The following is a 12,495-nucleotide window of genomic DNA, read 5'->3' on the forward strand; positions in this document are numbered from 1 at the left end:
ATTATGGGTTATTATATTCATAGATAGAGGTTTTGTTATTTATTAAAGGTAATTTTTAAGATAAAATATATTATTTACTTATATCTTTAGTAAGACTTTCTAAATCTAATCTTCTCTCCACGCTTTTCAATTATTGCCCCATCTACTTGTAAGTCTTTGATCTCTTTGCTAAAGTTTTTAGTGATAGCATAGTTATCACTAAAGTGAATAGGTATTAATAATTTAGGCTTAATAGTTTCTGCAAAATACCGTCCTGCTAGATGATAAAACTCTTCTAATCTCGGATCGACTGGAACAAAGGCTATGTCCACATCTTTTTCCTTTAGCTTTTCAATCTCTTTTTTATAATCTTCTTCTTCTACTTGTTGCTTTTCAGAGCTAAACTTCTTCCAATGCCACCAGTTCAAATCACCAGAATGAAAGATATTAAGTCCATCTACTTCGACATAGTAAGATAAACCTTGATCAGTAGTACCATAAGTCTTAATATAAATATCATTAGACCAATTTATCTCTTGATATTTCTTCATTATATATCGATTATCTTCTTCTTCAACCTCAATATCATCACTTAAGATATAAGTTATATCTTCATTCCACTTCTCCCATTCAAAGATAATAGGGTTGAAATGATCATGATGACTATGTGTTACAAAGACAATCGGATTCTCTTCTTTATTTAGGTCTTTTTTACTTATAACCCCATTATCTATCTTCCTAATCCCTTTTTTAGGCGTATCATTATAATAATCAAAGATTAAAAAATGATTCGATGTTTTAATGGCTACTCCACTATGAAAGAGATGATGAATTATAGCTTCTTTATCTCTAACCACAATAATTCCTCCTTTTTAATTTAGTCTCTTACTTATTAAATAAACTCAATTGACTCATCTAATAACTGTACCTCTATATAGTTAGATTCAATATAATCTAATACTTTATTTAATAATTTTTCTACATATATTCTATCACAACTAACTGTTACTATTCCCAAGCTTGCTAATTTCAAATCATCATGTTTAGCAACTTCAGAAATAGAGACATTAAAACGATTCTTAATCCGATTGATCATACTCTTAAGTACTCCACGTTTGTTCTTTAAAGACTGGCTCATAGGTACTCTTAATTCTACTCTACATAATCCTACTATCATGCTAAACACCACCTTTATAGATAAACCTTCTATTCATCCCCCTTAAGTTCCTGTACAACCTCTGTAATTCTGGCATTTAAAGCTCTAATATCTGTATTTATCTCTTCTATATTATCTACTAGTTCACTTGATCTCCCTGATAAATTCTTTACCTCTTTAGCTACTATAGCAAAACCTTTACCATTCCCTTGATTTGAAGTTGCTCTAGCAGCTTCAATAGAAGCATTTAAGGCTAACATATTTAAGTTCTTAGTAATCCGTTGAATTTGACCTAAAAGTTGATTAATATTCTGTGAATCATCTTCTATTTCATGATATACTTCATCTAAATGAGAAATCACCTTTGTTAATAGTTGATTATGAAAATTATTATACTCTTCAATTAGATTATAAATTAAATAAGAGCCTTCACTACTAATTAATTCTGTATTTTCTCCTTTATTATCTTGGACAGACTGTAATACTTCATTTACTCCAGTAACTTCAAGAATTAGATCTAAACTATAGTCTTGCACAATTTCCATCATATTTGATGTAGTCTTAATCTGTTCCTGCTTGGCTAGTTTTATACCTGGCGCATTATCATTTATATCAGAAATGAATTCTACTTGAATAGAATTCATCTGCAAAAATATCTCTAATAGTTTTCTGCCTATCTCTCCACCACCTATTATTCCTAATCTTATCTCTTTGGTAGCTCTCTTCTTGGCCATTATAATCTCCTCCATAAACTGATCTTAATTTTTATATTATTTAAGTTAGATTAAGTATCTTCTCTGAACTTAAGATTTAGTATCTACTAGTAAATTTTTATACTTAACTAGATAGCACAATATTTTTTATTATTAAAAAATAAATTCTTAGATAGAGCCTAAGGCAAGCTTGCTTTTCTAGTCTAAAACTAATTAATCTTGTGATTTTAATTTAAATATTACAATATTATCTTTTAAAATTATTGCTTCCTTAAAAGATTAATTTTCTGGAGTTTAAAACTCTCAACTAATAACTAAATAATACGAAATATAATTAAATTCAACTAGCATAATAAGTTAAATTTAGAATTACCTATTTAGATTACTATAGATAACTTAGATTGTCAAAGAAAATGAAGTTATATAGTTTTTTGATATATTTAGACTATAATCGTATAATCCATTTATATCTAGCTTTAAAATAATAAAGATGGTTATGAAATTTCATAACCATCTTTAAGAATTAAATATTTTTAATTAGTCCTACAGCTACCCCTAAGATTCTAATATCTTCTTCCAGTTTAATCTGCTGATAATCTTCATTCTCTGGCAGAAGATAGATATCTCCTTCTTTCTTCTTAAATCGCTTTAAGGTAACTCCATCTTCTATAATAGCTGCCACTATCTGTCCACTAGAAGCAGTATCTTGCTGTCTAACAACTACATAGTCACCATCTTCTATATCAGCATTTAACATACTATCACCCTCAACCTGTAATACAAAATTATCATAGCAGCTTTTAAACCATCTTTTAGGTAGAGGAAATTCTTCATCCATAGTAGTATTAATATTAATTTCTTGACCGGCAGCAATATCTCCATAAACTAATAGTCTCTTTACTTTGTTATGAGGGATTGATTCTTTTTCAAATCCATCATCTACTTCCAGTTCTGTTAACATATTATTAGCTTTGATATCAACTTTATAGCTATGCTTTGATTTAAAATTTATATATCGAAAAGATCCCATAGGAAGATCCATCTTATCACCCCTATATTAGCTATTACTTACTATAATCTTTCTGGAAGTAATAAGAAAAACCTCTAAGGCACTTTAAAAATTATAAGCTCTCTTCTAACAAAACATAGATTTAAATCTATAGTTTTATTCTTAATTTGTTTGCTTAGATAGTGATACATAATGGAAAAGTCTAATTTATTTTTGATTTTTGTTAGCTGGTTTATACGCCGTAGCCTTTAAATATAAACCTTCATTCAATATCTTTTTTATAAATATTATTTATTCTATCAACATTATCTTTAATTACATTAAAACTATTAACATTTGAAACACAAAGACCTAAAACTTCCAAAACTAATTTAGTAGAAAATTTACTAATTAAAGCTCACATCCTAACACAAGTCAGCCCATCCTTCATTTATACACTCATCCAGGATATCGCTAAGGTGCTGTTCATATAATAGGTACATAATCAGTTCAATCTGGTATGTACCTTTTTTTATTATTCATAATAAAAAAACTAGAATTAGGATGAAGAACGTATCCGCTGTTGGCAGTCGTTGATTAAGATACTGATTTAGATGAATCAACCTATTTTAAGCATTGATGTGTCAAAATCTAATAATTATGCTACTGCTTTTTTAGCTTATGGACAACCTTTTAGTTCACCGATTAGTTTTTCTAACACTATAAGAGGTTAGTATGTTTATATAAGATCTACCTTAAATTCAAATTTCCTTCTATACCCAGAACTCTTTCAATAACTTCTGTAATCGCTTTAATTCTTTTATCAAGTATCTTTTTATTATTTAAAGTATTATAGCAAATATGTATATATCTATCTATCCCCAAAAACAAAATTTTACTTGTTTCTCCTATATTATTAGTATTGAAACTTCCTTTCTCTACTCCTTCTTTTACAACCATCTCAATATAGGGTTCAAAGATCTCAAAAAAAAGAACATCTCGTTTTTGATGAATTTTGGCATTTTCGTCTATCTTTATATTATTAACATAATTATTGCCTTCTTTATGAGGAAAAATAAGTTCAATTAATAACATTTCTAACTTTTTTATAGGAGTATATGTTTTATCATTAATCACTTTGTTAATTTTCTTCTTAATATAATTAAATCTTCTCTCTAGTATAGCGACAATAATATCTTCTTTAGAATTAAAATAATAATAAAATGTCCCCTTAGCAACACCAACCTTATTAACAATTTTACTTACAGGGGTATTATCAAAGCCTTCTTTTGCAAACAACTCTTCAGCAACATCTAAAATTTCATTTTTCCTTATCTCCGGTTTTTTTGATATTCTTGTCATATATATCACTTCTTTCTAAGTATTTTATCTATAGTAATTATTATAAGCTAAATAAGTATGATAACTATGAATTATTATAAAGAATACAGATAGAACTATATATAACCATGGTTTATAATCTGAATTTATAAATAAATTTTCGCCTAATAGAGCTAATCCAATCAACCATACTATTGGTGTATAGGCAGGAGCCATAAAACCTATTAAACTTGTACTCCAGCTACTATTTGGAAAATAAATTAAAAGCAACCATGAAATAAAATATATTATTACTCCCATAATATAGACAACTAAGCCTATTTTATTAATATCTTTTTTTAATCCTACTTTTATTAATATAGGAAGAAAGAAAACTAATATCCTAAAAATAGTCTCACTATATAAGACATAATTGGGAATTGACTTGTCAAACAAATCTGTATTAAAGGGTTCAGGTAACTTATTAGCTAAAAATGCATTCCATAATAATACTAGTACAATAAACCAAAAACCACTGGTTAACAATTTTATCATATTTTCATTAAACATTATACCACCCCTTTGATTGTAACAGAATCCTTTTTGCCCTTTATATAAATGGCTCTTTCAGTACAATTAGTTATACATCTTCCGCAAAACTGGCATTTATTTAAGTGCTGAGGGAAATAATTCATTTTGATGTTACTGATAGGACAATTATTTACACAAACTTTGCATTGCTGACAGACCTCTTTATCAACTTTAAACTTACAGAAAAGTCTACTTGTAATCCAAGGTAGGGGAGTATTCCTTGCTAACCATGAAACAAATCTGGGACCTTTCATATTTAAATCCCAAACAGATGATCCTTCCAGTAAACTTATTGTAAACTCTCTAATCTTTCTTTTTCCTAAAGTCACCCTATTATTTTCATCAGGCTTCATAGAATCAAACTGAATATTGTTTGGCATTAAAATTTCACAAGAAGCAACTGGATTATAACCTTTTCCTTTTAGGAGTTTAAATAAAGGATGAGATATAGCAGGTGTACCATTATTTGTATTAACCATAAATATCGGATTACCATTAGCCTCAGGTAAAGATTTAAAAAACTCCCAAACAAATGGCATTGTTGCGTTTGTATTAATTGGAAATAATAGACCAACTAATGAATCTTTGTTGATTTTAGGCGAATATGTATTTTCTATTTTTTTCACGCTAACTTTTATCTCATTTTCCTTAAATACTTCTTTCATTTCTTTAACAAGTAACAATGTATTTCCAGTTCCAGAAAAATAAAACAGTTCAACACTTTTAAACATAACCACTCCTCCAATTTTAATAGTTTATTTAGACTGACCGTCAGTCAGAAACATTATAACATAATTACTGACTATCAGTCAAATACATTCTATGAATTCAATTACAATCAACAATAAGATAGAAAGTATAGGGGGAATTTCGTATAATCTCCCGCAGCTTCGCAAGGTCTCATCAATGCTCCTAATCTTGGAAAAATATAAAACTTTTATATGTCATTCTCAACTTTCATATATACTATATAGTTAGATGTCTCTAAGCTCATATTATCTGAAGTTGCAAAACTACATTTTACAAGCTTCTATTTTTCAAATTTAAAAACTGATTTTAAAATCCCAAAATGCTTCAATCTCTCTACCTGAATAACTAATCCCTAACTTAGGAACTAATTTAAGTCTATTAAGGGTACCAATCTCACATGATAATTCATATCCATAAGCAACTTTATCAGATATTGTATCAATATCTGTATAATCAACAAATAAACTACCATAAATATTATCCATAAAGATATTGGGATTCCACAACCCCTTCCTAAATTGCAATAATTTATGACTATAATCAACACTAACTTGATAACCACTTACATTATTGTCATAAATCTCTTCCAAAGCAACTCCTCTAATATTACTCTCTTTTTCAAAATCTTTAAAGAGGCTACCTTTAATTTTTATACCACTATTATCCATTAAATATTTATAGTCAAACTTACTATTAACTCCTTCATCATTTATATAACTTTGTACATAAAGTTCTAAATCATGATGTGGATAAGTAAAATCGAATTTTACCCCTGGTATAGCTTCACTAAAATCTGTAGTATAATCTATCTTAACCCCTGATAAGCCTTGTTTAGAACTATAAAGTTGATAATCAAGATTTAATTCTGTTTCTCGCCCATCCTTTTTAGCTTTATTATTAACATTAATAGCTAATGGATCTAAAAATTTGGAAGTAAGACCAAAGTTTATTCCTCCATACTGAGAAGGAGAAATCGTATATGAGTTCATCCCTAATCCATCCATGCCAACCAATAATCCCGCTGAAGGACTAAGTTGAGAATCTAACTTTATAATTCCATTGGGTTTTAACAAATATTTTAAACTTTTAGCCATAGCTTTTCCTTCTTTTACTTCTTCTTTAATATCAGAAATAAGTATGCTATCTTTTTTAATACTCTCTTCTCTTTTAGGTAAGTTATATTCTTTGCCATTTACTTTCTTCTTATATATCCCTCCACCATTATTATTCATTGCAATAAAATACAGATTATCTTTGTAAAACTGACCATTATTAGCATAGCAATCTGTTAATTTATATGTTTTATAAGTATTTAAATCATACTGATATATAGACTGTTGATGATTATAATTAGCGGTAAAATATAGCTTATCCCCTTTAATACTTATCTCTTTTTCTGTCCAATCAGTATCAATTATAGGAATAAGTAACATTTTCTCTAAGTCTAAATACTTAATTCCCCAACTACCTAGATTCTCTTTACTGACTACAATAAATCTATCTTTGTATCTTTTTATCTCTGAAATTAACTCCTTAGTAATGCCCAGTTTCTTCTTTTTATCCTGTTGATATTTCCAGATTTCAGAGCCAATTCCCTGCTTGTTAGCCTTTGTATAAATAATATCACCATTAGCAAGAACAATAAAATCTTTAAATTCATCCTCAAATAATCTCTTATTCTTTCCTGTCTTTAAATCATATTTATATAATCTAGCTATTCCACCATATCCTGATTCTACTAAATTATTATAGTCTTTGCTATAATCTAAAACTGAATAATATAATTTACCATTAACAATCTGTAAAAATCCATTGCTTGTGTTACTACTTGCTATAACCTTCTTTTCTCTAGTAAGTAGATCATATTCAACTAATTCATAAACCTCTTTATAATCATAAGGAAAAGATTTTAAATATCTATTTTGAAAATAATAAATCTTATTATCAGCTATATCAAATGTAGAAATCTCTCCTTGCTGACTATGAAGAACTTCCTGACCACTTAACTCCCAATCCTTATATTTTTCCTTAACATAGCCTTTCCAATCTGCAAATAATTCAGGGAAAGTTTTATTATAAACATCTTTAGCTGCCTTATCCAAACCTATAGCAGGAAACAGATTCCCCTCTATAGGAACCCAAAAATAAGAACCATGTAGAGTAAAAAATTCTGCTAATTTTTCTTCTCCATAAACTCTAGCTAGATAATCCATAAATTCTGAACCATAAAGATAGCCCTGATTATAAGGATAATAATCCTTTACATAAGTTACTTCATTTAATGATGGTAATTGGTCTTCTTTAGCTTTAGTGGCTATTAAAGCATCATAATACCCAGCATTTAATCTACCTTCATATTGATTTAATTGGGATTCACTATAAACTGCAGTTCCTTCAGTTAACCAAATTGGACTATGAAAATTAGGAGAAAATAACCTTCCGAATAAGGTAGTAGTTATTTTAGATACTCCTGAATAATTATTATACTGAGCTAAATGGGTAAATTCATGAACTACAGTCCTTCTATGTCGATTCTTATCTTCTGGTTTATAGGTTATTGTAGAAGGAATATTAGTAAACATTCCTATAGTATTAGTAAATATATTAGCATATCCATTGCTTTCCATTCCTAAATCTTGAATAATAATTGTTGGCTTAAAATCTAATTCAGTTCCAGTTAAACCAATAACCTCCGATTTATACTCTTCTAAATAATATATCATTTCCAAAGCCCTTTGTTGATATTCTTGAGGATAAAAAACAAGAAAATTGTCAGTCTCATAATATCTCCAATCAATCATATTAGCCGAAACATTACAAGAAAATCCTAAAAATATAATAATAAAAATTATAAATGCTACTACCTTATCCTTCAGCATCAAATCCTCCTTTTATTTTAAATATTTAATTTCAATTGATTCAATAATTTCATTAGCTGTAGTTATAGTTTCTAAATTTCTAAATAATTTTCCATTCTTTCCTGAAGGATGACCATGTCCAACCTTTTTAAGAACAGTAGTAAATCCGTCTTTAATTTCAATTTCACCTTCCCAAAGTAAAGATGGCTGACCTGAAGTATCATTATAATTAAAATTATTTTTAGATAATTTTTTCTTGTACGTTTCATTGTAATCAATAGATTGATTAACTTCCAATCTTATAACAAGTTGTTTTAATTTTATATCAGCTGGAATTATCCATTTGCGAGTAAAACCTTTTTTAGGTGTAGCACCTGTAATTGCATCAACTAATGGTTTATCTTTTGTTGGCATATATAGTCCATCATTATATTTTATCCCTCTTTTATGTGACCAAATAGGCAAAGCATCTGGTCTGCGAATATCCTTCCCACCTGACCATTTAGATTTTCCACTAGATTCAGTTACATAAATAGTATCTATATAATTACCTTGCTCATCTTCTAACCAAATTGCCATTTGTGGATTACTTTTAATTGGAAAAATACCAAGCCAATACCAAGTAACATCCTTATACCTCTCGCCTGGTTTTACTTCAACAGAAATTCTTCCTTCACTTTGTGCTCTTATAATTCCTGAAATTAATACAACTAAAATCATAACTAAAGCCATTAATTTCATTCTACTCTTAAACATATTATATTTCCTCCTCAGATTGTCTATATTTTATTAATATCTTGTTTTGCAATTTTAGATAACGTTCCTGGGGTTCGCGACGTTCCCGATAATGCTCCCAACTATAATGAAACAACCAAATCTAACATAAGTCAGCCCAGCTTTCACTTATGCTCATAGCTGGGATGTCGCTAATCCGTTGTTATGTGAAGTTCCCCGTTCTTTTAGACTAATTTTCTGATAATACTTTCAACATGAATTTCTGTAGTATTTAAAAATTTTATATTAGATTCATCTTCTTCCTTTAATATCAAAGGCAGTTCTGTACATCCTAAAATTAATCCATCTATCTTGTCCTCTTCTTTCATTCTTTCAATAATTTTTAATAATTCTTTTTTAGTATCCTCTTTAACTATTCCTAACTCTAATTCAGTCATTATTTTATTATGTATATACTCCTGCTCTTTATTATTAGGTACAACTGTTGTTACACCATATTTTAAAATTTCTTTTTTGAAAAAATCCTCTTGCATAGTAAATTTTGTTCCAAATAGTCCTACACTCTTCATCTTTAAATCTTTCGCTTTTTTTCCTGTCTCTTCAACTATACTTATAAGAGGTATCGGGGACTGTTCTTTTAATCTATCAAATACAATGTGTGGAGTGTTTGCACCTATTGCACCAAAATTAGCACCCGCATTATATCCTTCCTTTATAGCTGATAATAAATAATCTGTTAATTTATCATAATCTTTTCTATCTACCATATTAAGTAGTTTATTTACATTTAAAGAATTAATAAAAAATTCTGGGATTTCTTCTTTTCCTTCTAATTTTTGATAATGTTTAATGATTAATTTATAATAGTCAATTGTCGACTCTGGTCCCAATCCTCCAATTAAACAAAATTTACTCATTATTATTACTCCTCTCTTTTTACAATAAAAATTCAAAGTTTTTAATAGGGGGATTTCATCTAACGTCCAACAGCTTCGCGACGTCCCCAATAAAGCTTTCAATCTCTAGATAACCACTATATCTAACATAAGTCAGCACTTATTCTCATTGATGCTCATAACTGGGATGTCGCTAAGGTGCTGTTATGCGAAGTGTTGCTCTCTTTAATCCTATCGAGAAGAATTAATTCTTTTAGCTTCTTTTAAATCAATTTTTGCTTTATAACCATGTTTCTCTAAAAGATGAAGAAGATTTGAGCCATTTAAAAGTGTAATAGGTTTATCTTTAGCAAAATTATGCGAATCTGCCCCATAATTTGATGTTGTAACTAAAATTCCTTTTGTTGCTCCTTCATTTACTACAGTTCCATAAAGATCACGAACTGCTGAAACTCCAACAACATTAGTATATCTTTTAGCTTGAATAACAATTTTACCACCACGAATTGGATCTGGATCAAAAGCTATAGCATCTACTCCTCCATCTCTACTAGATTGAGTAACTTTTACCTCTCCACCAGTTTGTGAAAATTCTTTTTCAAATATTTCTCTTATAAGATGTTCAAAATCTTGCCAATCCATTGCAGCCAAATTGTCAGCATCATTTAAATTATCACTAACATCATAGGATTCTATAAATCTACTATCTTCCTTATCGATTTTTATTATAGGAGCAACAGGAGATAATTTATATAGTCTAGAGGCTCCAACCCCTTTTAAATTCTTAAAACATTCTTTAGGGTCAACTAAATCTAAATTGATTTCATGAAATTCCTTTTTAGTAACTTGAATAGATAAAACACAAGGACTAATTTTTTTACCAGTTGCTTTATCTATTGTCCTTACAAACCCATTAAAAACAATTGCATCTATAATATCAATTTCATCGGTTTGATATATATCATTTATAGTTTTAAGAGCTATCTGATAAAGAATACCATCATATAATTTTCTAAAAGCTGTTTTTGATAATTCTTTTTCTTTAAAAGAATCTCTAGTTTTTATATATTTAACTTCTTGAATCTTAGGTAAATCTTCATGAGAAGGCAATCTATAGTCTAATAATAAAATATTATTGTCAGGGTTATAATCAATTTCAAATTCTTGTGGAAAAATATCAGGATATTTAACATTATCTAAAACTATATCATAATATTCAGCAATAGCAGAAGGTACTTTATTAAAGTATGCTTTTTCTAAATTAATTATATACTGATTATATTCTTCTTGTTTTTTATAAAATTCCTGTTTGTTATAATCCCATTTCTTTAAGCTTGTTTCGTATTCTTTTTCAATTTTTTCATTTTCCTTTATAATTTTATTTTTTCTCTCTTTCCAACTCTTTATATCTTTTTTATGTCTTTCTAAAGCTTTATTATATTGATTATTAGATATTTGTTGCTTTTTTATTTTGCGTTTTTTGAAAAGTTTATCTAATAAATTTATTTTAGGTTTATAATATTCTCTTTTTGGTTCCCCTACTGGCTTAGGAGGAAGCGACTTTAATCTTGCTTTTTTAGGTTTTCTTTTTTCAAATTTAGATTCATCTTTTAATTTATCCCAGTTAATACTATTATCAATTTTTAGTGAATTTACTAACATGTTTTCTAGACTTGCCTTTAGTTTTTGAGCTTTTTCCGTTTTTTCTTTTGCTATTTCACTTTTTCTTTCTTGATCTAGTTTTTTTAATTCTTTTCTTTGTCTTTTTTCTTCTTTTTCTAATTTTTTTTGCCACTGCTCATCCCATCTTGCAAGTTGTGCATTAGCTTTTCTTTGAGCTTCTCTCTTGGTTTTTCCCTTGATAATTTTGTATTTATTTAATCCATTATGACTTATTTCAATTTCATATGTAGGATAAATTGCTCTTGGCATAAATTTCACTCCTTTAACTTTAGTATTATTGTCCATTTAAACCATAAATATTCCTTGAGCAACATTTCGCCTAACTTAATTTAAACGACATACTTCATATAAACTATCTATTTAGAAGTATTAACCACATATCTCATACACAAATAATATCTACCTCAAAACATCTTTTCCTTCCATTGCTTTATCAAAAATAAAAACTCAACCATAATATAATCATCTTAACTATAAACTCTACATTATCAACTCTAAACTATCTTTTAACTCGGAATCTTTAACAAATGCTTTGCAGAATACTCATAGAATTTATCCTTATAGCATTTTACCCCTTGATAGTATTTATGGCAATTAGACTCTTTAAAATTAGATATTAACTCTATCTCTTCTAGCAAAAGCTAATAAAGCATAATAATGAGCATCTATCTTCATTTACTAGCCCCTTTCTCACCACTTAAAAATAACTTTACAAAATCAGTCAAATCTTATATAAGTAAGCTCTTAACTGTAGCCAGAAACTAGTAGCTAAAAGCCAGCAGCAAATTTCGACATCTATATCCATTTAATCCATTAAATAACAATA

Annotated in this window: 11 protein-coding genes; all 11 read right to left on the minus strand. The window is 28.4% G+C overall.

Going from position 1 to position 12,495, the window contains the following annotated elements; all coding sequences use genetic code 11:
• Window positions 1-86 precede the first annotated feature (86 nt).
• The 11 genes from OREMA_RS0100645 to OREMA_RS0100695 all read right to left on the minus strand — a co-directional run bounded on the left by OREMA_RS0100645 (window position 87) and on the right by OREMA_RS0100695 (window position 11,918).
• Window positions 87-836 (minus strand): MBL fold metallo-hydrolase, encoded by a 750-nt coding sequence (locus OREMA_RS0100645; protein ID WP_018247348.1) that lies wholly within the window; start codon window positions 834-836, stop codon window positions 87-89.
• A 35-nt stretch (window positions 837-871) separates the two neighbouring features.
• Entirely contained in the window at window positions 872-1,156 is a 285-nt protein-coding gene (locus tag OREMA_RS0100650; RefSeq protein ID WP_018247349.1) for a DUF503 domain-containing protein, read from the minus strand.
• A 29-nt stretch (window positions 1,157-1,185) separates the two neighbouring features.
• The gene (locus tag OREMA_RS0100655; RefSeq protein ID WP_018247350.1) at window positions 1,186-1,869 is read right to left on the minus strand and encodes a methyl-accepting chemotaxis protein; all 684 of its coding nucleotides are present in this window, start codon (window positions 1,867-1,869) and stop codon (window positions 1,186-1,188) included.
• A gap of 502 nt (window positions 1,870-2,371) precedes the next feature.
• Window positions 2,372-2,890 (minus strand): transcriptional repressor LexA, encoded by a 519-nt coding sequence (gene lexA, locus OREMA_RS0100660; RefSeq protein ID WP_018247351.1) that lies wholly within the window; start codon window positions 2,888-2,890, stop codon window positions 2,372-2,374.
• Between the two features lie 696 nt (window positions 2,891-3,586).
• Window positions 3,587-4,198 carry a TetR/AcrR family transcriptional regulator gene (locus OREMA_RS0100665; RefSeq protein ID WP_018247352.1) on the minus strand — a complete coding sequence of 204 codons (612 nt, stop codon included), beginning with the start codon at window positions 4,196-4,198 and terminating at the stop codon, window positions 3,587-3,589.
• A 24-nt stretch (window positions 4,199-4,222) separates the two neighbouring features.
• Entirely contained in the window at window positions 4,223-4,726 is a 504-nt protein-coding gene (locus tag OREMA_RS0100670; protein ID WP_018247353.1) for a hypothetical protein, read from the minus strand.
• The gene (locus OREMA_RS0100675) at window positions 4,726-5,478 is read right to left on the minus strand and encodes an EFR1 family ferrodoxin (protein ID WP_018247354.1); all 753 of its coding nucleotides are present in this window, start codon (window positions 5,476-5,478) and stop codon (window positions 4,726-4,728) included. The genes OREMA_RS0100670 and OREMA_RS0100675 overlap by 1 nt, the downstream gene beginning before the upstream one ends.
• Window positions 5,479-5,790: 312 nt before the next feature.
• Window positions 5,791-8,376 carry a gluzincin family metallopeptidase gene (locus OREMA_RS0100680; RefSeq protein ID WP_018247355.1) on the minus strand — a complete coding sequence of 862 codons (2,586 nt, stop codon included), beginning with the start codon at window positions 8,374-8,376 and terminating at the stop codon, window positions 5,791-5,793.
• 12 nt (window positions 8,377-8,388) lie between these two features.
• Window positions 8,389-9,111, minus strand: a complete 723-nt coding sequence (locus tag OREMA_RS0100685; RefSeq protein ID WP_018247356.1) for a DUF2271 domain-containing protein — start codon at window positions 9,109-9,111, stop codon at window positions 8,389-8,391.
• A gap of 203 nt (window positions 9,112-9,314) precedes the next feature.
• A complete protein-coding gene (locus OREMA_RS0100690; RefSeq protein ID WP_018247357.1) occupies window positions 9,315-10,007 on the minus strand; it encodes an aspartate/glutamate racemase family protein in 693 nt (230 codons plus the stop codon).
• A gap of 210 nt (window positions 10,008-10,217) precedes the next feature.
• The gene (locus tag OREMA_RS0100695; protein ID WP_018247358.1) at window positions 10,218-11,918 is read right to left on the minus strand and encodes a restriction endonuclease; all 1,701 of its coding nucleotides are present in this window, start codon (window positions 11,916-11,918) and stop codon (window positions 10,218-10,220) included.
• Window positions 11,919-12,495 lie beyond the last annotated feature (577 nt).

Origin of the sequence: Orenia marismortui DSM 5156 (genome assembly GCF_000379025.1) — a bacterium.
Classification (GTDB): Bacteria; Bacillota; Halanaerobiia; order Halobacteroidales; family Halobacteroidaceae; genus Orenia; species Orenia marismortui.